Origin of the sequence: Streptomyces sp. NPDC096048, from assembly GCF_044763415.1 — a bacterium.
Lineage (GTDB): Bacteria > Actinomycetota > Actinomycetes > Streptomycetales > Streptomycetaceae > Streptomyces.
This window is the reverse complement of the sequence record NZ_JBIWGG010000009.1, coordinates 225,477-245,142: the sequence shown is the minus strand read 5'-3', so window position 1 is coordinate 245,142 and position 19,666 is coordinate 225,477. Positions and strand designations below refer to the sequence as shown.

Annotated in this window: 20 protein-coding genes and 2 pseudogenes; 8 read left to right on the top strand and 14 right to left on the bottom strand. The window is 72.5% G+C overall.

The genetic code is table 11. The features are described from left to right. Positions 1 to 95: 95 nt before the first annotated feature. Positions 96 to 242 (bottom strand): annotated as a pseudogene (locus tag ACIQ6R_RS25735) (HAD family hydrolase); the annotation flags it as partial. A 261-nt stretch (positions 243 to 503) separates the two neighbouring features. Here ACIQ6R_RS25735 and ACIQ6R_RS25730 point away from each other — a divergent pair. Beyond that, entirely contained in the window at positions 504 to 863 is a 360-nt protein-coding gene (locus ACIQ6R_RS25730) for a hypothetical protein (protein WP_404179562.1), read from the top strand. A 1-nt stretch (position 864) separates the two neighbouring features. Further along, a complete protein-coding gene (locus ACIQ6R_RS25725; protein ID WP_404223862.1) occupies positions 865 to 1,281 on the top strand; it encodes a hypothetical protein in 417 nt (138 codons plus the stop codon). Between the two features lie 31 nt (positions 1,282 to 1,312). Here the strand turns inward: ACIQ6R_RS25725 and ACIQ6R_RS25720 are convergent, their stop codons facing one another. From ACIQ6R_RS25720 to ACIQ6R_RS25705, 4 genes are all read right to left on the bottom strand, one after another. Further along, a complete protein-coding gene (locus tag ACIQ6R_RS25720; RefSeq protein WP_404179568.1) occupies positions 1,313 to 1,810 on the bottom strand; it encodes a GNAT family N-acetyltransferase in 498 nt (165 codons plus the stop codon). A 57-nt stretch (positions 1,811 to 1,867) separates the two neighbouring features. Next, on the bottom strand, positions 1,868 to 2,362 hold the full coding sequence (locus ACIQ6R_RS25715; protein ID WP_404223680.1) for an RNA polymerase sigma factor: 495 nt from the start codon (positions 2,360 to 2,362) through the stop codon (positions 1,868 to 1,870). Positions 2,363 to 2,437: 75 nt separating this feature from the next. Then, positions 2,438 to 3,610, bottom strand: coding sequence for a glycerophosphodiester phosphodiesterase (locus ACIQ6R_RS25710; RefSeq protein ID WP_404179574.1), 1,173 nt, complete (start codon positions 3,608 to 3,610; stop codon positions 2,438 to 2,440). 178 nt (positions 3,611 to 3,788) lie between these two features. Continuing rightward, positions 3,789 to 4,016 carry a hypothetical protein gene (locus tag ACIQ6R_RS25705; RefSeq protein ID WP_404179577.1) on the bottom strand — a complete coding sequence of 76 codons (228 nt, stop codon included), beginning with the start codon at positions 4,014 to 4,016 and terminating at the stop codon, positions 3,789 to 3,791. Between the two features lie 125 nt (positions 4,017 to 4,141). Between ACIQ6R_RS25705 and ACIQ6R_RS25700 the strand changes: the two are divergent. Continuing rightward, positions 4,142 to 4,886: pseudogene (locus ACIQ6R_RS25700) on the top strand (lysophospholipid acyltransferase family protein). A gap of 411 nt (positions 4,887 to 5,297) precedes the next feature. Here ACIQ6R_RS25700 and ACIQ6R_RS25695 read toward each other — a convergent pair. From ACIQ6R_RS25695 to argH, 4 genes are all read right to left on the bottom strand, one after another. Then, positions 5,298 to 6,830, bottom strand: a complete 1,533-nt coding sequence (locus ACIQ6R_RS25695) for an MFS transporter (RefSeq protein WP_404223679.1) — start codon at positions 6,828 to 6,830, stop codon at positions 5,298 to 5,300. After that, complete coding sequence (locus tag ACIQ6R_RS25690; RefSeq protein ID WP_404179584.1) at positions 6,827 to 7,378, bottom strand: TetR/AcrR family transcriptional regulator; 552 nt, start codon at positions 7,376 to 7,378, stop codon at positions 6,827 to 6,829. The genes ACIQ6R_RS25695 and ACIQ6R_RS25690 overlap by 4 nt, the downstream gene beginning before the upstream one ends. Positions 7,379 to 7,496: 118 nt before the next feature. Continuing rightward, complete coding sequence (locus ACIQ6R_RS25685) at positions 7,497 to 8,468, bottom strand: aldo/keto reductase (RefSeq protein ID WP_404223677.1); 972 nt, start codon at positions 8,466 to 8,468, stop codon at positions 7,497 to 7,499. A 72-nt stretch (positions 8,469 to 8,540) separates the two neighbouring features. Continuing rightward, complete coding sequence (gene argH, locus ACIQ6R_RS25680) at positions 8,541 to 9,968, bottom strand: argininosuccinate lyase (RefSeq protein ID WP_404223675.1); 1,428 nt, start codon at positions 9,966 to 9,968, stop codon at positions 8,541 to 8,543. Positions 9,969 to 10,087: 119 nt separating this feature from the next. Between argH and ACIQ6R_RS25675 the strand changes: the two genes are divergently transcribed. The 5 genes from ACIQ6R_RS25675 (at position 10,088) to ACIQ6R_RS25655 (ending at position 14,483) form a co-directional block, all read left to right on the top strand. Then, positions 10,088 to 10,675 carry a pyridoxamine 5'-phosphate oxidase family protein gene (locus ACIQ6R_RS25675; RefSeq protein WP_404223673.1) on the top strand — a complete coding sequence of 196 codons (588 nt, stop codon included), beginning with the start codon at positions 10,088 to 10,090 and terminating at the stop codon, positions 10,673 to 10,675. A 3-nt stretch (positions 10,676 to 10,678) separates the two neighbouring features. After that, positions 10,679 to 11,398 (top strand): L,D-transpeptidase, encoded by a 720-nt coding sequence (locus tag ACIQ6R_RS25670; protein ID WP_404223671.1) that lies wholly within the window; start codon positions 10,679 to 10,681, stop codon positions 11,396 to 11,398. 87 nt (positions 11,399 to 11,485) lie between these two features. Continuing rightward, positions 11,486 to 12,868 (top strand): ferric reductase-like transmembrane domain-containing protein, encoded by a 1,383-nt coding sequence (locus tag ACIQ6R_RS25665; RefSeq protein WP_404223670.1) that lies wholly within the window; start codon positions 11,486 to 11,488, stop codon positions 12,866 to 12,868. Between the two features lie 27 nt (positions 12,869 to 12,895). Then, positions 12,896 to 13,690, top strand: a complete 795-nt coding sequence (locus ACIQ6R_RS25660) for an FMN-binding protein (RefSeq protein ID WP_404223669.1) — start codon at positions 12,896 to 12,898, stop codon at positions 13,688 to 13,690. A gap of 55 nt (positions 13,691 to 13,745) precedes the next feature. Then, positions 13,746 to 14,483, top strand: coding sequence for an FAD:protein FMN transferase (locus ACIQ6R_RS25655; RefSeq protein ID WP_404223860.1), 738 nt, complete (start codon positions 13,746 to 13,748; stop codon positions 14,481 to 14,483). Positions 14,484 to 14,683: 200 nt separating this feature from the next. Here ACIQ6R_RS25655 and ACIQ6R_RS25650 read toward each other — a convergent pair whose 3' ends face one another. From ACIQ6R_RS25650 to argC, 5 genes are read right to left on the bottom strand one after another with little or no spacing between them, the layout of a single operon-like run. After that, positions 14,684 to 15,223, bottom strand: coding sequence for an arginine repressor (locus tag ACIQ6R_RS25650; RefSeq protein WP_404179605.1), 540 nt, complete (start codon positions 15,221 to 15,223; stop codon positions 14,684 to 14,686). Positions 15,224 to 15,230: 7 nt separating this feature from the next. Then, positions 15,231 to 16,439 carry an acetylornithine transaminase gene (locus ACIQ6R_RS25645; protein ID WP_404179608.1) on the bottom strand — a complete coding sequence of 403 codons (1,209 nt, stop codon included), beginning with the start codon at positions 16,437 to 16,439 and terminating at the stop codon, positions 15,231 to 15,233. Positions 16,440 to 16,471: 32 nt separating this feature from the next. Beyond that, positions 16,472 to 17,374 (bottom strand): acetylglutamate kinase, encoded by a 903-nt coding sequence (argB, locus tag ACIQ6R_RS25640; RefSeq protein WP_404223667.1) that lies wholly within the window; start codon positions 17,372 to 17,374, stop codon positions 16,472 to 16,474. Next, on the bottom strand, positions 17,371 to 18,522 hold the full coding sequence (gene argJ, locus ACIQ6R_RS25635; protein ID WP_404223666.1) for a bifunctional glutamate N-acetyltransferase/amino-acid acetyltransferase ArgJ: 1,152 nt from the start codon (positions 18,520 to 18,522) through the stop codon (positions 17,371 to 17,373). Before argJ ends, argB begins: the two co-directional genes overlap by 4 nt. Next, the gene (argC, locus tag ACIQ6R_RS25630) at positions 18,519 to 19,547 is read right to left on the bottom strand and encodes an N-acetyl-gamma-glutamyl-phosphate reductase (protein ID WP_404223665.1); all 1,029 of its coding nucleotides are present in this window, start codon (positions 19,545 to 19,547) and stop codon (positions 18,519 to 18,521) included. The genes argJ and argC overlap by 4 nt, the downstream gene beginning before the upstream one ends. Positions 19,548 to 19,666: the final 119 nt, after the last annotated feature.

The window sequence follows — 19,666 nt, the reverse complement described above, 5'->3', positions numbered from 1 at the left end:
GCGATCAGTAAAGCAGACGTACGGTCCTGACCGGTCACCGCTGTCCGGATACTGGACAGCGGTGGACGCCGGTCGGTCACGGGGGGCGCGGATCGGCCCCGGACGGAGGTCTCGACTCCCGCGTCGGTGACCAGTGTCGACAAGGCCGACAGGTCGGTGACCACCAGGTCGGCGTCGAGTGCGTCGGCGCGGTGGGTTGTGGCCAACACCACGGTGGTCACGCCGGCGGCGCGACCACCCTCGCGGCTGTCTCCGCGGCCGGCCGGCCGTGCAGCTCGGCCCGCGCGAACTCCCGCGCTGTGATCCCGCACTCACCGGCTCAGCGCGTCCGGCAGCGCCGCACGGATTCGAGGGAGGAGACGAGGGAGGAGACGAGGGTTCCGTCGCTGTCGACACGGGACGGCCTGGGCGTGGATCTCTGTGTCCCGACCCTACGGGCGCCCGGTCCTCGCCGGACGGGGCCGGGGGCGGCGGGCCTTTTGGGCCGTAATAGGGTCGCTGCCATGCTTGACGCCCTGACGCTGGTGACCGGAGTCGCCGCGCTGCTGCTCGCCGCCTGGTGCGGCTGGGCGGCCTACCGTGACCAGCCGACGAAGGACTGGCACTTCATCGGCATGGCCGTGGTCTCGGTGCTGGCGCTGGTCCAGCTCGTGGTCGGGATCGTGCAGCTGGCGCGCGGCGAGGAGCCCGGCCAGGGCACGACGATCTTCGTGGCGTATCTGCTGGGCGCCTTCGCCTGCGTCCCGGCGGCGGGGTTCATGTCCCTGGCCGAGCGCACCCGCTGGGGGTCGGTGACGGTCGCCGCCGGCGGTGTGGTCCTCGCCGTCCTGGAGGTGCGGCTGTATGACATCTGGGGAGGCTGAGATGGTGGCCGCGGAGGAGAAGACGGACCGGAGGCGGCTGATCGCCGGCCCCGGGATCCTGCTGGTGTGGCTGTACGGCGTGATGGTGGTCGGCGCCGTGTCCCGGTCGGCGTACCAGATCGCGACCGAGTTCGACCGGGCGCCGCTCCCCTACACGCTGTCGGCCGTCGCGGGCGTCGTCTACGGCTTCATCACGTACACCCTGGTGCGCGGCGGCGAGACGGCCCGCAAGGCGGCGCTGGTGTGCTGCGCCGCCGAGCTCGTGGGCGTCCTGACGGTCGGCACCTGGACGATGGTGGAGCCGTCCGCCTTCGCCGACGCGACCGTGTGGTCGGACTTCGGGATGGGGTACCTCTTCATCCCCGTCCTGCTGCCGCTTTCGGCCGTGTACTGGCTGAGCCGGGCCCGCACCGCGTAGCGGCGACCGGGCCCGGACGGCTGCGGCGCCTTCAGGCCGTGGTCACGTACGCCTCGGCCGGCTTCTCCAGGACGATCATGGGCACGCCGTCCGCTCCCTGCGCGGTCCCCACCGTCTCGTAGCCGACCCGCCGGTACAGCCGCAGGTTGTTCTCGCTGCGGTGACCGGTGTGCAGGCGGAAGCGCTTGGCGCCGCGCTCCTCGGCGAGGGCGGACTCGGCGGCACGCAGCAGGCGGGCGCCGATGCCGTGGCCCTGGAGGCGGGGATGGACGCACAGCTTGCCGATGGACGCCGCCCCTTCCTCGGTCACCCCGCCGCGCACCGAGCCGACGACCTCGTCGCCGAGCCGCGCCACGAAGACGCAGTCGTCGGCGACCTCCTGGCGCACGGAGTCGAGGGTCTGGACGAGCGGGTCGATGCGGTAGTTGCCGTACAGCGCCGCCTCGCTCTGGAAGCAGAGGTACTGCAGCCGGAAGATCTGCTCGGCATCCTGCTCGGTCGCCGCCGAGATGGTCACGCTCATGCCCATGTGTGCATGCCTCCCGCTCACCTGATCACCTGTGGTCCCCCACTCCTATCCCCGTCCTCAGTAAGCCGCAACCTCCGGCGTCAGCAATCGGCGCAGACAACCCAGACATCGGGAACGTTCCGGGCCAAGACTGCCTTGTGAGATACCCAACTCCCCCGCGATTTCCCGGTATGTGAGGTCCTTCGGCGACAGCAGGGCCTCCATGAGCCTGGGGCAGCGGCCGGGCAGCCGGCGCACGGCGTCGCGCAGGGCGCGGTGCCTGGCCGCGGTGAGCGCGAGCTGCTCGGGTTCGTACTCGGCCGCGCCGGCCGGTTCGGTCTCGTACGGCCGCTCGTCGCGGGCCGTACGGCGGGTGCGGCGGGCCTCGAGGCGGACGGCGCTGCGCAGCCAGCGAGGCGGGTCGCGGGGCGGGCCGTGGGCCTCCAGGCGTTCCAGAAGGCGCAGCCAGACCGCCTGTTCGAGGTCGCCGGGCTCGGCCCCCGACGCATACGCCTCGGCCGATGCCTCGGCGGCGAGCAGGGGGCGCAGGGAGGTGACCAGGTCGTGCGTCATATGCAGGTCGACGCGGCCGCCCGGGCGGCGGGTTGCACCGGGCGGCCGAAGGTCACCCCAACCGGGGTCGGTCGCTCAGTTGTTGACGAAGTCCTCGCGGGCCAGCACGCCCGTGTCCGGGTGGTCGGTGAAGACGCCGTCGATGCCGGTGGCGAAGTAGGTCCGGAACGCGCCGAAGACATCGCCGTAGGCATCCGGGTCGCTGCCCTTGCGGAAGTCCGCGGGCAGGAAGGGGTTCTCGTTGCGCATGGTGTACGGGTGAAGGATCAGGCCGGCGCGGTGCGCGTCGCGGACCAGCGTGGTCGGCTCGGTGAGCCGGCCGGCGGAGTCCTTCGGGATGATCAGGTCCAGGGTCGGGCCGATGCCCTGCGCGTACGAGGCGATCTCCTTCAGGCCCTTCGGCGTGATGAGGTCGGCCGTCGTGCGCGGGTCGCCCGTCTCGACGAAGTCCCAGGGGCGGCTCTTCGCGCCGGACAGCAGGACGGCGAGGGGGTTGCCGACGAGCTTGTTCATCCGCTGGATGCTGGTGGGCTCGAAGGACTGGATGATGACGGGCGAGTTCTTCCGGTCCTTGCCGTACTCGCGCAGCAGCCGCGCGAGGCGCTCCTCCGTCCCCAGGCCCAGCTTGCGGAAGTAGGTCGGGTGCTTGAGTTCGGGGTAGATCCAGACCTGCTTGCCGCGCTTGCGGGTCTGCTCGTTCTGCCAGCGGAGCACCTCTTCGAAGGTGGGGATCTCCCAGCGGCCGTCGTAGAGGGTGTTGTGCGGGCGGTTGGCCGGGATGCGCTCGGTCGCGCGGAGCGTCTTGAGCTCGGCGAGCGTGAAGTCCTCGGTGAACCAGCCGGTGACGGAGACACCGTCGAGCGACTTCGTGCGCTTGCGGCCGGCGAACTCGGGGTGGTCGGCGACGTCCGTGGTGCCGCCGATCTCCGGCTCGTGCCGGCAGACGAGGTGACCGTCCTTGGTGGGGACCAGGTCGCCGGCCTCGACGATGTCGGCGCCCATGTCGAGGGCCAGTTCGTAGGCGCCGAAGGTGTGCTCGGGACGGTAGCCGCTGGCACCGCGGTGGCCGATGACCGTCGGGACGGGCAGGCTCCGCACGCCGCCGCGTCCCCCGCCGTGCCGGGCGTCGGCGGCTCTCGCCGTGCCGGACAGGCCGAGTACGGCTCCGCCCGCTCCGAGCGCCACCGCTCCGAGGAGCGCCCGCCGTCCGGTGCCGCCCGCCTGCTCGTCCGACTCCCGTGTTCCCATCAGGGCCTCCTGTCGTTGACCGTCGGTGCGGGCCGATCGTAGGGGCGCGTACATGACGAGCGGGAGACCGCGGCCGGAACACGCGGGTGCGTGGGGATGTCGTACGGGTGCCCAGGGGCCGGTGGGGCGGGATGTCTGACGTGTCGTCGGCTTCGGGGCGGCCGGGCGGGGTACGCGGTCAGTGGCCGCGGTCGTCGTGGCGGTGCCCGACGAGCCCCGTGGCCACGGAGCAGGGGTCGGCGGCACGGCTCCAGCGGCGCGCCTCGCGCAGTCCGCGCGTCGCGTGTGCTTCGATCCGGGCCGTGTCCGGACTCCCGGACCAACGACGCCGGTCCCTGCGGACCAGGACGGTGACGGCGGCGGCCATGACGACACAGAGCACGGCGAGTACGGCGAGGATCGGCACGCGGTTCCTTCCCCCCGGGACGCGACCTGCCTCACATCCTCGTACGGGCGTCACAGCCGCACAACCTCCCGCACCGCAGGTGAACGCGTGTCAACACCGGGTAACGCCCGGATGACCCGACGTGCGTGACACCCTCGGCCGCGAGTAATGTCCTCACCTGCACAGACTCATACCGCATCCCCGACACCGGAGGACCCGTTGTCCCGCTTCGCGCTCATCAAGGCAGTGCTCGGCCCGATCATGCGCCTGATGTTCCGCCCACAGGTGGAGGGCGTGGAGAACATCCCGGGCGACGGCCCGGTGATCCTGGCCGGCAACCATCTCACCTTCATCGACTCGGTGATCATGCCCCTGAAGTGCGACCGGCAGGTCTTCTTCATCGGCAAGGACGAGTACGTCACCGGCAAGGGCCTCAAGGGGCGGCTGATGGCCTGGTTCTTCACCGGCGTCGGCATGATCCCGGTCGACCGGGACGGCGGCCGGGGCGGAGTCGCGGCACTGATGACCGGCCGCCGCGTGCTGGACGAGGGCAAGGTCTTCGCCATCTACCCGGAGGGCACCCGCTCCCCCGACGGCCGCCTCTACCGCGGCCGCACCGGCATCGCCCGGCTCACCCTGATGACCGGCGCCCCCGTCGTCCCGTTCGCCGTGATCGGCACCGACAAACTCCAGCCGGGGGGCGCGGGCCTGCCCCGGCCGGGCAAGGTCACGGTCCGCTTCGGCGAGGCGATGGAGTTCTCCCGCTACGAGGGCATGGACCGCGACCGCTACGTCCTGCGCGCCGTGACCGACTCCGTGATGACCGAGGTCATGCGGCTGTCCGGCCAGGAGTACGTGGACATGTACGCGAGCAAGGCCAAGGCCGCGTAGGGCCGCGAAGCGCGGGGATACGGACGGCGGGCCGCTCATCGAGCGGCCCGCCGTCCGTGCGTTGTGGGCGTCCGCCCTTCCCAAGGCCGTCGGCGTCGGTGCGACGGCGTCCGGCCGCGCGGAGGCCGGCCGAACCGAGGCGGGGCCGCCATCCGGGCCTGTCCCGGCGGGGCGCCGCTGACTGCCGTCGGCTGCCGGAGCGGCCGGGCGGACCGGCGCCGGTCCGCCCGGCGCGCCCTCGTCGCACCGGTGTTCCGCAGGACGCGGTGCTGGGCGGGTTCGGCGAGGGCCGGCGCGTAGCCGACGGCGGGTGTTCCCGCGCGGCCGGTCCGGCCGGCCGGAGGCACGCCCCGGCCGGCTCCCGACTCCCGGCTCCCGGCTCCCGGCTCCCGGCTCCCGGCTCCCGGCTCCCTACGGGTGCTCCATCCCGTCCTCCAGGCGCTGGCCCCGCAGCAGGAACCAGGAGGCCACGGCGGCGGCCAGGAGGACGGCCGCGCCGACGCCCGCCGCGAGGGTCAGGCCGTCGACGAAGGCCTGGCGGGCGGCGCTCAACAGGGCCTCGGCCGTGTGCGCGGGGAGGTCCGAGGCGGCCTCCACCGCACCGCCCAGCGACTCGTGTGCCGCGGCCGGGGTGCCGTCCGGGCCGGTGAAGTCGCGGTAGACGCCGGTCACGATGGAACCGAGCACCGCGATGCCGAGGGCGGCGCCGAGTTCGTACGCCGTCTCGGAGACCGCGGAGGCGGCTCCCGCCTGTTCGCCCGGCACGCTGGACAGGATCACGTCGGCGGTGACGGTGAACGAGAAGCCGGCGCCCACGCCGACCACGAGCAGGACCGCGCCGAGCAGCGGGTAGCCCGTGTTCTGGCCGATGACGGTCAGCGCGGCCAGCGCCAGACCGACGGCGGCGAGCCCGCCGGAGACCACGGCACGCACCGAGAAGCGCCGGGCCACGCGGCCGGCGATCAGACCGGCCGCCACCGCGCCGACGGCGGCGGGCAGTTCGGCCAGGCCGGCCTCGAACGGGCGCCTGCCCTGCACGAGTTGCAGGTACTGGGAGAGGAAGAACACCAGCCCCGACAGGCCCAGGATGGTCAGCAGGTCGGCCAGGACCGCACCGCTGAAGCCGCGATTGCGGAACAGCCGCATGTCGAGCAGCGGGACCGGCATGGTCAGCTGGCGGCGGACGAAGCCGTAGAGCGCGGCGGCGCCCAGCAGACCGGCGGCGAGCGTGGCCCACGCGAACCCGTGCGCGGCGGCCTCCTTGACGGCGTACACGACACCGACCATGCCGACCAGCGAGAGGGTGACGCTGAGCAGGTCCCAGGGGCCCGGGTTCGGGTTGCGGGACTCGGGCAGGAGCTTGATGCCGACGACGACCAGGACGGCCATCACCGGCAGGTTGATGAGGAAGACCGAGCCCCACCAGAAGTGCTCCAGCAGGAACCCGCCGACGACCGGGCCGACCGCCGCACCGGCCGACGCCGCGGCGCCCCAGATGCCGACGGCGAGGCTGCGTTCGCGCGGGTCGTGGAAGAGGTTGCGGATCAGGGCGAGGGTGGCGGGCATCAGGGTGGCACCCGCGACGCCGAGCAGGGCCCGGGCGACGATCATCAGCTCGGGCGTGGACGCGTAGGCGTTGAGGACCGAGATCGCGCCGAACGCCGTGGCGCCGATGAGCAGAATCCGCTTGCGGCCGATGCGGTCGCCGAGGCTGCCCATGGAGACCAGCAGACCGGCGATGACGAAGGAGTAGACGTCGCCGATCCAGAGCAGCTGGGTGCCGGTGGGGGCGAGGTCCTCACTGATGTAGGGGGTCGCGAGACCGAGGACGGTCGCGTCGACGGCCACCAGCAGCACGGCCAGCACGAGGACGGACAGCGCGAGCCAGCGGCCGGGGCGCTTCACCGCCTCGTTCGTGTGCGCCGGCCGCAGGGTGCGGTTCATGGTTCCTCTCTCCGGAGTGCGCCGCCGAGCAGCAGCTCGACGATCATGTGGGTCAGGTCGTTGCGGGCCACGCGGCCCTCGGTCACCGCCCAGGCGCCGGAGGCCAGCAGGCCGTAGAGCGCCTCGGTGAGCCAGGCGGGGGTGAGGTCGATGCGGAACTCGCCGCTCTCCTGGCCGCGGCGGAACACCGCGGCCATCCGGGCGTCGATGCGGGCCCAGCCCTCGTTCTGCTCCTCGCCCTCGAACAGCTGGTTCTCGGTGTAGAGGAAGGCGAGCAGGCCGGCGGCGGGCTCGATCTCGCGCACGAGCCGGCGCACCGCGTCGGCCGCCGGCCCGTCGTCGAGGCGGGCCGCGTCCAGGGCGGCCTCGCACTCGGCGATGCCGAGGGACTCCAGGGCCCGGACCAGGGCGTCCCGCCCGGCGAAGTGCCGGTGCAGCGTGGCGCGGCTCAGCCCGGCGGCCCTGGCGACCTCGTCCATGGTCGCGGTGGCCCTGCGGGTCAGCAGGGCGGCGGCACTGCGCAGTACCTGGTCACGATCAACAGCCATGAGACAACGATAACCCACGTGAGACATCTCTGTCTCACGTGGGGCATGCGTGACTCACCTCTCGGGCATCTCACGGCCTCCCGGAGTCGGTGCGGGCGGCTGCCCGCACCGATGGGGCTCAGTGCCAGGGCAGCTGCCCGCGCCGCTCCCAGTAGGTGTCCGGGTCCTCGACGAGCGCGCCGAGGCGCGCCACCTGGTCGTCGTCGAGGTCGACGACGGCGGCGTGGAGGTTGGAGCCGAGCTGGTTCACGGTCGCGGCGCCGGAGAGGACGACACCGGCCCAGGGCTGCCGCAGCACCATCGCGAGGGCGACCGCGTCGCAGCCCAGGGCGGTCTCCTCCGCCACGGCCCTCAGGGCCGCCGGCGCATGCGGCTCGGCGAGGCGGCCGTTGGCCATGCCCTCCTTGACGATCACGGTGAGGCCGGCCTCGTGCGCCTCGGCCAGCGCGGGCCCGGCCGAGGTGTCCAGCGCGTTGTACGTCGACTGGACGGTGCGGAAGAGGGGTTCCCCGTCGACGGTCACGGCGAGCGCGGCACGGATCGCGTCGGCCTGGGCGGGACCGCTGGTGGAGAAACCGACGGTGACACCCCGCGCGGCGGCCTCGGCCAGCTCGGCGTGCAGTTCCTTGTCGGTGAGGGCCGGACTGTCGGGGGTCAGCGAGTGGATCTGGTAGAGGTCGAGCCGGTCGCCGAGCAGGGCGTCGGTCTCGACGCGCTGGCGCTCGTACGTCGCGACGCCGTGGTCCTTGACCTCGTGCCGCTCGGCCTCGGCCGACCAGTCGGCCGTGTAGGTGTAGCCCCACTTGCTGCCGACGACCACGTCGTCCACGTCCGGCCGCTCCCGGAGCCAGTCGGCGAGGAACTCCTCCGAGCGGCCGTAGGAGCGGGCGGCGTCGAAGTACCGGACGCCCTGCGCGTAGGCGGCGTCGAGAAGGTCGTGGGTGCGCTCGCGCATCGCCTCGACGCTGCGGTCGGCCGGCAGGTCCCGGTCACGGCCGAGGTTGATGTAGCCGGGGCGGCCGACGGCGGCGAGACCCAGGCCGATGTGACAGGTAGGGGTCGTGGCCGCGGCCAGGCGGGCGAAGGGCATCGCGGGCTCCGTTCGGTCGGCTGCTAGAGCTGTTGACCAACGTAACCGCGATGTCCCTCGGCCACACGGCCGCTACTTCTTCGCGTGCGCCCACGCGTGCTGGCCGGCCACGTCCGCCTTCACCTCGGCGAGCTGGACGGCGACCGCGCTGGGCGCCGTACCGCCGCGGCCACCGCGGGAGGCGAGGGCGCCGGGGACGTTGAGGACGGTGCGCACCTCGGGGGTCAGATGGGCGGAGATCTTCGCGAACTGCTCGTCGGTCAGCTCGTCCAGCTCCTTGCCGTCGGCCTCGGCCACCTTCACGCACTCGCCGGCCACCTCGTGGGCGACGCGGAACGGCACGCCCTGCCTGACCAGCCACTCGGCGATGTCGGTGGCGAGCGAGAAACCGGCCGGGGCCAGCTCCTCCATCCGCTCCCTGTGCACGGTGAGGGTGGCCATCATGCCGGTGAAGGCGGGGAGCAGGACCTCCAGCTGGTCAATGGAGTCGAAGACCGGCTCCTTGTCCTCCTGGAGGTCGCGGTTGTACGCGAGCGGGAGGGCCTTGAGGGTGGCCATCAGGCCGGTCAGATTGCCGATGAGGCGACCGGACTTGCCCCGGGCCAGCTCCGCGATGTCCGGGTTCTTCTTCTGCGGCATGATCGACGAGCCCGTCGAGAACGCGTCGTGCAGGGTCACGAAGGAGAACTCCTTCGTGTTCCAGATGATGATCTCCTCGGCGATCCGGGAGACGTTCACGCCGATCATCGCGGTGATGAAGGCGAACTCGGCGACGAAGTCGCGGGAGGCCGTGCCGTCGATGGAGTTGCCCGCGCTGCCGTGCTCGAAGCCGAGGTCCTTCGCCACCGCCTCCGGGTCCAGGCCGAGGGAGGAACCGGCCAGGGCGCCCGAGCCGTACGGCGACACGGCCGTGCGTTCGTCCCACTGGCGCAGCCGCTCCGCGTCCCGGGACAGCGCCTGGACGTGGGCGAGGACGTGGTGGGCGAAGAGCACCGGCTGGGCGTGCTGGAGGTGGGTGCGGCCGGGCATCGCCACGTCGGGGTGGGCCTCGGCCAGGCCCACCAGCGCGTCCTGGAGGTCGGCGATCAGGCCGCCGACGGTCCGGGCGTGGTCGCGCAGGTACATGCGGAAGAGGGTCGCCACCTGGTCGTTGCGGGACCGCCCGGCGCGCAGTTTGCCGCCGAGGTCGGGGCCGAGCCGCTCCAGCAGGCCGCGTTCCAGGGCGGTGTGGACGTCCTCGTCGGCGATGGTGCCGGTGAAGGAGCCGTCGGCGACGTCCGCTTCGAGCCGGTCGAGCCCGGCGATCATCCGGGTCAGCTCGTCCTCGGTGAGCAGCCCGGCCGCGTGCAGCACGCGCGCGTGGGCACGCGAGCCGGCGATGTCGTAGGGCGCGAGCCGCCAGTCGAAGTGGACGGACGCGGACAGCTTCGCGAGGGCCTCGGCCGGGCCGTCGGCGAAACGGCCGCCCCAGAGCCGGACGTCACCGCTGTTGTTGCTCACTCGTGTCGCTCCTCACCGTGCCATCACCGTCTTGCATGAGTATGCAGAGGGATGCATGATTCGTCAATTTCGCAGGCCGACGGGACGCCGCCGCACCTCGCACTCCATAATCGTTAGACATGGGAAAGACTTATGAACGCATAGACGGCAGACTCCGCACCTTCATCGAGGCACAGCCCCTCTTCTTCACCGCCACCGCTCCCCTGGCCGGCGACGGCACGGTCAACCTGTCCCCCAAGGGCCTCACGGGCAGCTTCGCGGTGCTCGACGAACTCACCGTGGCCTATCTCGACTTCGCGGGCTCCACCGCCGAGACCGTCGCCCACCTGCGCGAGAACGGGCGGATCACGCTGATGTGGTGCGCCTTCCAGGGGCCGCCCAACATCGTCCGGGTGCACGGTCGCGGCGAGCCGGTCTTCCGCGACGACCCCCGCTTCCCGGAGTTGCTCACCCACTTCCCGGACATCGACACCACCGCGCACGGACTGCGCGCGATCATCGTGGTCACCGCCGAACTCGTCCGCGACAGCTGCGGCTACGCCGTCCCCTACATGGCGTACGAGAACGACCGGGACCTGCACGGCAGACGGTTCGCCCGCGAGGACGACGCCTCGCTCAGCGCGTATTTCACCAAGAAGGACCACATCGCGACGAGCCTGGACGGCCTCCCCGGGCTGCCGTTGCCGCTGCCCCCCTCTACCGTCTGAGCCATGCGCCCCGGTGTCACCGCCGTCCTCGTCTCCGCCTCCCTCCTCGTGCTCGGTGCCGCGCCCGCCGGCGGGCCCGCTCCCCGGCCGCTGCCGGCCCGGATGGCGGACACCGGCGGCGGCACCCAGCTGATCACCGCGGTCGCCCCGCGGACCGGTTCGACCGAGGGCCGGGTCACCTGGTGGGACCGCGGGGGCGGCGGCGGAGGCGGCCGATGGGTGAAGGCCGGTTCCGCACCGGCCCGTTTCGGCGCCAACGGGCTGGCCGACGGAGCGACGCGCGCACAGGGCACGAACACCACCCCGACCGGGCTGTACGACCTGCCGTACGCCTTCGGCATCCAGGCGGCGCCGCGCGGGACGGCGTACCGATACCGTCCGGTGACCCAGGACGCCTGGTGGTGCCAGGACAACGCCTCCCGCGCCTACAACCGCTGGACCGAACCGCGCCCCGCCGACTGCCGGGCCGCCGAGGCCGAGCACCTAATCACCTACACGGCGCAGTACGCGCACGCCCTGGTCGTCGGCTTCAACTACCACCGCCCGGTGCGCGGACGCGGCGCGGGCATCTTCCTGCACGTCAACGGGCGCGGGGCGACGGCCGGTTGCGTGTCGGTGCCGGCGGAGGCGATGCGGCGCATCCTGCGGTGGGCCGACCCGGCGGCCCGGCCGCACATCGCGATCGGCACCTCGGACGGGGCGACGGCGATCACGCGCTACTGAACGGAGGCGGGAGTACCGGCACGGGCTGAACGCTCCGGTGGTGCGGCGCGTATCTGTGGGCCAAGGGCCGAGTCCCACGGAGGAACCGTGACCACCACGCTCGCCGGCGGCCGTGCCGCCCGCCGTCAGACGATGCGGCGCATCCGTCCGCGCCGCTCCCCCGCCGTCCCCCTGCTGCTCGCCGTGTGGGCGGGCGCGGCGGGCGTGTTGTGGCTGTGGTGGCGCAACACGCCCGCCATCTCCGACCAGACCGGCATGATCCTCAACGCGGGCCGGATCACCGGTCTGCTCGCCGGGTACCTGATGGCGCTGGTGGTGCTCCAGATGGCGCGCGTGCCGGCGCTGGAGCGGCGGGTGGGCTCCGACCGGGTCGCCCGCTGGCACGCCATGACCGGCCGCTACACCCTGTGCCTGGTCCTCGCCCACGTCTTCCTGATCATGTGGGGGTACGCCGCCCAGGCCGGCAAGGGCCTCGGCGACATCGTGCAGCAGACGGTCAGCTCCGTGAACCAGCTGCCCGACATGGGCAAGGCCGCCATCGGCACCGGACTGCTGGTCCTCATCGGACTGCTGTCCGCCGGCCCGGTCCGCCGCCGGATCCCGTACGACGCCTGGTACCACGTGCACCTGCTCACCTACGTGGCGGTGTTCCTGACCTTCTGGCACCAGCTCACCACCGGCAACGACTTCGCCGTCGAGCCGGTCGCGAAGACCGTCTGGTACGCGCTGTACGGGACGGTGACCGCGCTCGTCCTCTGGTACCGCGTCCTGACCCCCCTCCGCCTCAACCTGCGGCACCGCATGCGGGTCGAGGCGGTGATCGAGGAGACGCCGGGGATCGTGTCGGTGCTGATCGGCGGGCGCCGGCTGCACCGGATGGGTGCGGAGGCCGGGCAGTTCTTCCGCTGGCGGTTCCTGGCGCCGGGGATGCGGTTCAGCTCGCACCCGTACTCGCTGTCGGCGGCGCCGCGCCCGGACATGCTGCGGATCACCGTGAAGGCGATCGGCGACCACAGCGCCCGGCTACGCGAGCTGGAGCCCGGCACCCGGGTGTGGGCGGAGGGCCCGTACGGCGCGCTGACCGCACAGCGCCGCAGCCGCGGCAAGGTACTGCTGGTGGCAGGCGGGGTCGGCATCACCCCGATGCGGGCGCTGTTCGAGACGCTGCCCGGCGCGTCCGGTGACATCACCCTGCTCTACCGGGCCAACAGCACCCAGGACCTGGCCCTGTGGGACGAGCTGGCCGGGATCGCCGACGAGCGCGGGGCCCGGCTGATGTACGCGGTCAACAGCCCGGGTGGGGAGCGCCCCGACATCTCCGCGGAGACCCTGAGCCGCAAGATCCCGGACGTCGACCGTCACGACGTCTTCCTGTGCGGGCCGCCCGGCTTCGCCCAGTCGGTGTACGAGGCACTGCGCGGCGCGGGAGTCCCCGCCCGCCGTATCCATCACGAGTCGTTCGAGATGTGAGCGACGGACATCAGGAGTCCAGGACAGATGAGGAAAAGCCACCCCGTTCGGCGTGCCGTGCTCGCCGGCGCCGCGACCGTGTCCGGGATCGTGCTGCTGCTGTCGCTGAAACCGGCGTCCGACCCGGGCTCGTCGGCGGCGGCGGGCGGCGCGGCGCCGCCGGTGGCCGCGCAGTCGCCGCAGGGCGGGCGGGGCGCGGGTGCCGGCACGGTCACCGGTGACGCGGCGAGCACGCAGTACGGCCCGGTACAGGTCCGGCTCACCGTGGACGGCGGGAAGATCACGGGCGCCGAGGCCGTGCAGGCTCCCAAGGGCGGGCAGAGCGACCAGGTCACCGCCGACGCCGTACCCAAACTCAACCGGGCCGCCATCGCCGCCGGCACCGCCGACATCGACGCCGTCTCCGGCGCCACCTACACCAGCGCCGGCTACAAGCAGTCGCTGCAGTCCGCGCTGGACAAGGTGGCCGCGGGGTCCGCGGGGTCGGGGTCCGCGGGGTCCGCCGGACAGGGTTCGGGCGGCGAGGACTCCGACGGGGGCGCCCAGGGCACTCAGACGCTGACCGGCGCCGCCGCGCAGACCCAGTACGGGCCCGTGCAGGTCCGGGTCACCGTCAGCGGCGGCAAGATCACGGGCGCCGAGGCCCTCCAGGCTCCCAAGGGCGGGCAGAGCGACCAGGTCACCGCCGACGCCGTACCCGAACTCAACCAGGCCGCCATCGCCGCCGGCACCGCCGACATCGACGCCGTCTCCGGCGCCACCTACACCAGCGCCGGCTACAAGCAGTCGCTCCAGTCCGCGCTGGATCAGGCCGGTGGCTGACGCCGTGGCCGAACCCGCACAGGCTCCCGCCGCGGTGCGTCGGGTGGAGGAGACGATGGGGACCGTCTTCTCCCTCGACGTCCGCGGCGGGGAACCCGCGGCCGTCCGAGCGGCACTGGACGAGGCGGTCGCGGGGCTGCACCGGGTCGACGAGGTGTTCAGCACCTATCGGGAGAACAGCCAGGTCTCCCGTCTGGCACGCGGCGAACTGACCGTCGACGCGTGCGCGCCCGAGGTCGCCGAGGTACTGGAGCTGGCGGCGGAGGCGGAGCGGGTGAGCGACGGCTGGTTCAGCACGTCGTACCAGGGCCGTCTCGACCCGACCGGGATCGTCAAGGGCTGGGCCGTGGAGCGCGCCGCGCGGCGGGTCGCGGCGGCCGGTGCGAGTGGCGTCAGCGTCAACGGCGGCGGGGACGTGCAGGTGCTGGGGACGCCGGGGGCGGGGCGGCCGTGGCGGGTCGGTGTGTCGGACCCGCTGCGTCCGGGCGGACTGGCGGCGGTCGTGTCGGCGGCGGGGGCGGCCGAGCTGGCCGTGGCGACGTCCGGCAGCGCGGAGCGGGGCGCGCACGTCGTCGATCCGCGCACCGGGCGCTCCGCGGTGACCGATCTGGTGGCGGTGACGGTGGTGGCGCCGCGGCTGACCTGGGCGGACTGCTGGGCGACGGCGGCGTTCGCGATGGGGTCGCGGGAGGGGCTGCGGTGGCTGGAGTCTCTGGACGGGGTGGAGGGGCTGTTGGTGACTGCGGGGGATGAGGTGCGGTGTACGGGGGGTTTGGCAGGGTGGCTGGGGTGAGTGGGGTTTCTGGTGTGACCTGCGCTGCGGCTGAGGCACCGGGCTGTCACTCACCCGCGTTGGCGGGGTGCCGCTGCGCCCACGGGTGGGCGCAGCGGCGGGCGGCCGTACTGCAACGCCTTTAGGGGCGCGGGGAACTGCAACTGCGCGACCGGCCACCGACCACCCGCACCCGATGGACGGCACAAGCCGCGCAGCGCTCAGTGGTGGTTCTGAGCCAGCCGCAGCAGATGATCCGCCAGCGCCTGCCCGCCCGTCGGCTCCCTGCTGATCAGCATCAGCGTGTCGTCACCCGCGATCGTGCCCAGGATGTCGTGCAGTTCGGCCTGGTCGATCGCCGAGGCGAGGAACTGCGCCGCCCCCGGAGGGGTCCGCAGGACCACGAGGTTCGCGGACGCCTCCGCGGAGATCAGCAGCTCCGCCGAGAGCCGCCGCATCCGCTCCTCCTTCGCCGACTCCCCGAGCGGGGCCCGCGGGGTGCGGAAGCCGCCCTCGCTGGGGACCGCGTAGATGAGGTCGCCGTCGGTGTTGCGGATCTTCACCGCGTTCAGCTCGTCCAGATCCCGGGAGAGCGTCGCCTGCGTGACGGTCAGCCCGTCGTCGGCGAGCAGCTTCGCCAGCTGGCTCTGCGAGCGCACCGCCTGCCGGTTGAGGATGTCCACGATCCGGCGGTGGCGTGCGGTGCGGGTCTGCGGAAGGGCGGGCCCGGCCGTCTGCTCGTGCTCCTGCGCATGGCTCATCGTCGTCTCATTCTCCGGATCGTCCGTCCCCGTGGGCCGCGTCGGCGGCCTGGTCAAGGATGCCGGGCAGCGCCCCGAGGAACGCCTCCACCACGTCGTCGCCGAGGTTCAGCGCGGGCATCAGCCGTACGACATCGGGTGCGGGCGCGTTCACCAGGATTCCGGCGTCCTGAGCCGCCTGCTGCACCTGGGGTGCGAGCGGCTCGGTGAGCACGATACCCAGGAGGAGGCCCGCGCCCCGGACGTGGCCGATCAACGGGTGGCCGAGCGCCTCGACCGCGCCGCGGATCTTCTCGCTCTGCCGCTTGACGTTGTCCAGCAGTCCCTCGTCCGCGATGGTGTCGAGGACGGCGAGTCCGGCGGCGCAGGCGACCGGGTTGCCGCCGAAGGTCGTGCCGTGCTGGCCGGGCTGGAGGAGTTCGGCGGCGCGGCCGAAGGCGACCGTCGCACCGAGCGGCAGTCCGCCGCCGAGGCCCTTGGCGAGGGTGACGACATCCGGCAGGACGCCTTCGTGGGCCTGGTACTCGAACCAGTGCCCGGTCCGGCCGATGCCCGTCTGCACCTCGTCCAGGACGAGCAGCGCGCCCGTGGCGGCGGTGATGGCGCGGGCCGCCTTCAGGTAGCCGGGGGGCGGGACGACGACGCCGTTCTCACCCTGGATCGGCTCGATGACGACGAGGGCGGTCTCCTCGGTGACCGCGGCGGCCAGCGCCTGCGGGTCGCCGTACGGTACGTGGGTGACGTCACCGGGCAGCGGCAGGAACGGCTCCCGCTTGCCGGGCTGGCCGGTCAGCGCCAGGGCGCCCATGGTGCGGCCGTGGAAGCCCCCGTGGGTGGCGACCATGTGCGGCCGCCCGGTCAGCCGGCCGATCTTGAAGGCGCCCTCGTTGGCCTCGGCGCCGGAGTTGCAGAAGTAGACCTTGCCGTCGCGGCCGAAGCGCTGGAGCAGCCGTTCGGCGAGGGCGACGGGCGGCTCGGCGACGAAGAGGTTGGAGACGTGGCCGAGGGAGGCGATCTGCCGGCTCACCGCCTCCACCACCGCCGGGTGGGCGTGGCCGAGGGCGTTGACCGCGATGCCGCCGACGAAGTCGAGGTACTCGTTGCCGTCGGCGTCCCAGAGCCGGCTGCCCTCGCCGCGCACGAGGGGCAGGCGCGGGGTGCCGTAGTTGTTCATGAGCGCGCCCTGCCATCGCCCGGTCAGCTCTTCGTTGCTCACGACGCCCCCTGTGGTCGGTCCCCCGGTGTTGCTCACGGCTCCCCCTGTTCGTCCGGCACGACCATCGTGCCGATGCCCTCGTCGGTGAAGATCTCCAGCAGGATCGAGTGCTGGACCCGGCCGTCGATGACGCGGGCGGTGGTGACGCCGTTGCGTACGGCGTGCAGGCAGCCCTCCATCTTCGGCACCATGCCCGAGGACAGGTCCGGCAGCAGCTTCTCCAGCTGGGCGGCGGTGAGGCGGCTGATCACCTCGTCGGAGTCCGGCCAGTCCTCGTAGAGGCCCTCGACGTCGGTGAGGACCATGAGAGTCTCGGCGCCGAGCGCCGCAGCGAGTGCCGCAGCCGCCGTATCAGCATTGACGTTGTAGACATGGTGATCGTCCTGGGAGCGGGCGACCGACGAGACGACCGGGATGCGGCCGTCGGCGAGCAGCGCCTCGATGGCGCCGGTGTCGATCTCGGTGATCTCACCCACCCGCCCGATGTCGACGGTCTCGCCGTCGATCTCGGGCCGGTGCTTGGTGGCGGTGATGGTGTGCGCGTCCTCGCCGGTGAGGCCGACGGCGAACGGGCCGTGCTGGTTGAGCAGTCCGACCAGCTCGCGCTGCACCTGCCCGGCCAGCACCATCCGTACGACGTCCATGGCGTCCTCGGTGGTGACGCGCAGGCCGGCCTTGAACTCGCTGACGATGCCGTGCTTGTCGAGCGCGGCGCTGATCTGCGGCCCGCCGCCGTGCACGACGACGGGCTTGAGGCCGGCGTGGCGCAGGAAGACGACGTCCTGGGCGAAGGCGGCCTTGAGGTCCTCGTCGATCATGGCGTTGCCGCCGAACTTGATGACGACGGTCTTGCCGTGGTGCCGGGTCAGCCAGGGCAGCGCCTCGATGAGGATCTGGGCCTTGGGGAGCGCGGTGTGCTTCCTCGTCGTGCTCATGAGCTGTACGCGCTGTTCTCGTGGACGTAGTCGGCGGTGAGGTCGTTGGTCCAGATGGTGGCGGTGGCGTCACCGGCGGCGAGGTCGGCGATGACGTGGACCTCCCGGTAGCGCATGTCGACCAGCTCGCGGTCCTCGCCGACGCCGCCGTTCTTGCAGACCCAGACGCCGTTGATGGCGACGTTGAGGCGGTCGGGCTCGAAGGCGGCGGAGGTGGTGCCGATCGCGGAGAGCACGCGGCCCCAGTTGGGGTCCTCGCCGTGGATGGCGCACTTGAGGAGGTTGTTGCGGGCGATGGTGCGGCCCACCTGGACGGCGTCGTCCTCGGTCGCGGCGTTCACGACCTCGACCTTGATGTCCTTGCTGGCGCCCTCGGCGTCCCGGATGAGCTGCTGGCCGAGGTCGTCGCAGACGGTGCGGACGGCCTCGGCGAACCCGTCGTACCCCGGGGTGACGCCGGAGGCACCGGAGGCGAGCAGCAGCACCGTGTCGTTGGTGGACATGCAGCCGTCGGAGTCGACGCGGTCGAAGGTGACCCGGGTGGCGTCGCGCAGGGCGCGGTCGAGCACCTCGGTCTCCAGGTCGGCGTCGGTGGTGAGGACGACGAGCATGGTGGCGAGGCCGGGGGCGAGCATGCCGGCGCCCTTGGCCATGCCGCCGACGGTCCAGCCGTCCTTGGTGACGACGGACATCTTGTGCACGGTGTCGGTGGTCTTGATGGCGATGGCGGCCTTCTCGCCGCCGTGCTCGGAGAGCTGACCGGCGGCGGTCTCGACGCCCGGGAGCAGCTTGTCCATGGGCAGCAGCACGCCGATGAGCCCGGTGGAGCAGACGGCGACCTCTCCGGCGCCCGTGCCGAGCACCTCCGCGACCTTCTCGGCGGTGGCGTGGGTGTCCTGGAAGCCCTTGGGGCCGGTGCAGGCGTTGGCGCCGCCCGAGTTCAGGACGACGGCGGACACCTGCCCGCTCTTCAGGACCTGCTCGGACCACAGGACCGGCGCGGCCTTGACGCGGTTGGAGGTGAAGACGCCCGCGGCGGCGTGGCGGGGGCCGGTGTTGACCACGAGGGCCAGGTCGGGGCCACCGCTCTCCTTGATCCCGGCGGCGACACCGGCCGCCGTGAACCCCTTTGCTGCCGTCACACTCACGGCGCGACTCCGATCGTCGTCAGTCCGGTGGTCTCGTCGAGACCAAGGGCGATGTTCATGCTCTGGACGGCACCGCCGGCGGTGCCCTTGGCCAGGTTGTCGATGGCGCTGATGGCGATGATGCGGCCCGCGGCGGCGTCGTACGCGACCTGCACCGATACGGCGTTGGAACCGTAGACGGACGCGGTCGCCGGCCACTGGCCCTCGGGCAGCAGGTGCACGAAGGGCTCGTCGGCGAAGGCCTTCTCGTAGGCGGCGCGGACGGACTCGGCGGTGACCCCGGGCTTCGCCTTGGCGGTGCAGGTGGCGAGGATGCCGCGGGGCATCGGCGCGAGGGTCGGCGTGAACGAGACGGTGACCGGCTCTCCCGCCACCGCGCCGAGGTTCTGGATCATCTCGGGGGTGTGCCGGTGCAGGCCCCCGACTCCGTACGGCGCCATGGACCCCATGACCTCGCTGCCCAGGAGGTGGGGCTTGGCCGCCTTGCCCGCGCCGGAGGTGCCGGAGGCGGCGACGATCACGGCCTCGGGCTCGGCGAGCGAGGCGGCGTAGGCCGGAAAGAGCGCCAGCGACACGGCGGTCGGGTAGCAGCCGGGCACCGCGACGCGCCTGGACCCCTCCAGCGCGGCGCGGGCGCCCGGCAGCTCGGGCAGGCCGTAGGGCCAGGTGCCGGCGTGCGGGGAGCCGTAGAACCGCTCCCAGTCGGCCGCGTTCCCGAGCCGGAAGTCGGCGCCCATGTCCACGACCAGCACGTCCGGCCCGAGCTGCTCGGCGACGGCGGCGGACTGCCCGTGCGGCAGCGCGAGGAACACGACGTCGTGTCCGGCGAGGACCTCGGGCACCGTCGCCTCCAGGACCCGGTCGGCCAGCGGCAGCAGATGGGGCTGCAGCGCGCCGAGCCGCTGTCCCGCGTTGGAGTTGCCGGTCAGGGCGCCGATCTCGACCTCGGGGTGCGCGAGGAGCAGACGCAGCAGCTCACCGCCCACATACCCACTCGCTCCGGCCACCGCCGCACGTACCGCCATGACATCCTCCTCCTTGATGGCATGACTATACGTATCGCTGCACGTTTATGCAATCCGCTTTCGCGGGGCGGTGATGCCCTGGCACAGCGCCCGGGAGGGGGTGCCCGGGGGGAGACGTG

What these genes read in the sequence shown, in the direction of transcription:
- ACIQ6R_RS25730 (WP_404179562.1), top strand. Translation starts at nt 504, where the DNA reads ATGCTTGACGCCCTGACGCTGGTGACCGGAGTCGCCGCGCTGCTGCTC.
- ACIQ6R_RS25725 (WP_404223862.1), top strand. Translation starts at nt 865, where the DNA reads ATGGTGGCCGCGGAGGAGAAGACGGACCGGAGGCGGCTGATCGCCGGC.
- ACIQ6R_RS25720 (WP_404179568.1), bottom strand. Translation starts at nt 1,810, where the DNA reads ATGGGCATGAGCGTGACCATCTCGGCGGCGACCGAGCAGGATGCCGAG.
- ACIQ6R_RS25715 (WP_404223680.1), bottom strand. Translation starts at nt 2,362, where the DNA reads ATGACGCACGACCTGGTCACCTCCCTGCGCCCCCTGCTCGCCGCCGAG.
- ACIQ6R_RS25710 (WP_404179574.1), bottom strand. Translation starts at nt 3,610, where the DNA reads ATGGGAACACGGGAGTCGGACGAGCAGGCGGGCGGCACCGGACGGCGG.
- ACIQ6R_RS25695 (WP_404223679.1), bottom strand. Translation starts at nt 6,830, where the DNA reads ATGAACCGCACCCTGCGGCCGGCGCACACGAACGAGGCGGTGAAGCGC.
- ACIQ6R_RS25690 (WP_404179584.1), bottom strand. Translation starts at nt 7,378, where the DNA reads ATGGCTGTTGATCGTGACCAGGTACTGCGCAGTGCCGCCGCCCTGCTG.
- ACIQ6R_RS25685 (WP_404223677.1), bottom strand. Translation starts at nt 8,468, where the DNA reads ATGCCCTTCGCCCGCCTGGCCGCGGCCACGACCCCTACCTGTCACATC.
- ACIQ6R_RS25675 (WP_404223673.1), top strand. Translation starts at nt 10,088, where the DNA reads ATGGGAAAGACTTATGAACGCATAGACGGCAGACTCCGCACCTTCATC.
- ACIQ6R_RS25670 (WP_404223671.1), top strand. Translation starts at nt 10,679, where the DNA reads ATGCGCCCCGGTGTCACCGCCGTCCTCGTCTCCGCCTCCCTCCTCGTG.
- ACIQ6R_RS25660 (WP_404223669.1), top strand. Translation starts at nt 12,896, where the DNA reads ATGAGGAAAAGCCACCCCGTTCGGCGTGCCGTGCTCGCCGGCGCCGCG.
- ACIQ6R_RS25655 (WP_404223860.1), top strand. Translation starts at nt 13,746, where the DNA reads ATGGGGACCGTCTTCTCCCTCGACGTCCGCGGCGGGGAACCCGCGGCC.
- ACIQ6R_RS25650 (WP_404179605.1), bottom strand. Translation starts at nt 15,223, where the DNA reads ATGAGCCATGCGCAGGAGCACGAGCAGACGGCCGGGCCCGCCCTTCCG.
- argB (WP_404223667.1), bottom strand. Translation starts at nt 17,374, where the DNA reads ATGAGCACGACGAGGAAGCACACCGCGCTCCCCAAGGCCCAGATCCTC.
- argC (WP_404223665.1), bottom strand. Translation starts at nt 19,547, where the DNA reads ATGGCGGTACGTGCGGCGGTGGCCGGAGCGAGTGGGTATGTGGGCGGT.